The 624-nt window shown below is 72.4% G+C and carries 1 protein-coding gene; it reads right to left on the reverse strand.

The features are described 5' to 3' along the window. Positions 1 to 222: 222 nt before the first annotated feature. Positions 223 to 624: ATP-binding protein (locus tag EAO76_RS45185; RefSeq protein ID WP_187439057.1), on the reverse strand; the 402-nt coding region annotated here is incomplete at its 5' end.

Here is a 624-nt window from a genome sequence, read left to right on the forward strand (position 1 = left end):
GACCTGACCGTGCCGGAGGAGACCTGACCGTGCCGGAGGAGTACCGGGGCATCGGCGTCCGGATCGAGGACGACATCCTCGTCACCGAGGACGGCAACCGGAACCTCTCCGACAAGCTGCCGCGCCGGGCCGACGAGGTCGAGGCGTGGATGGCCGGTCTGAAGGGCTGATCCCGGCCCGGTCCGGCGCGGACCGGGAGAGCCTCGGGGAAGGACGCCCTGCTCAGGACACCATGAGCAGGGCGTCCTTCCGCCATTTCAGGACCTTGTCGAAGCTGACGACGGCACCGCGGCCGGGGCCTGTGTCTGATCGAGCAGCTCGCCGACCACGTCCACTTCGGCAACCGCCCCGGCCGTCCTCGGCACTGAGCGACGGGTACTGCGGGGAGAACTCGCACGGCTGCGCCTCGCACGACTCGCACGGCTGCGCCTCGCGCGGCTGCGGCCCGTTCCGCTCCCCGGACGTGCCGGACGGCTGCCGGGCGGGGAAGCCCGGGCCCGAGTCGGCGACCTCGATGCGGCACTTCTCGCCGTCCAGATAAGCGGTGACCCGGTACTGCCCGGAGGCCGATCCGGGCAGTTCGTCCCACGCGTCCCACGGGTCGAGGGCGACGCCCCGGCCCTC

The sequence above is a fragment of the Streptomyces sp. sk2.1 genome (genome assembly GCF_008120935.1).
GTDB lineage: Bacteria > Actinomycetota > Actinomycetes > Streptomycetales > Streptomycetaceae > Streptomyces.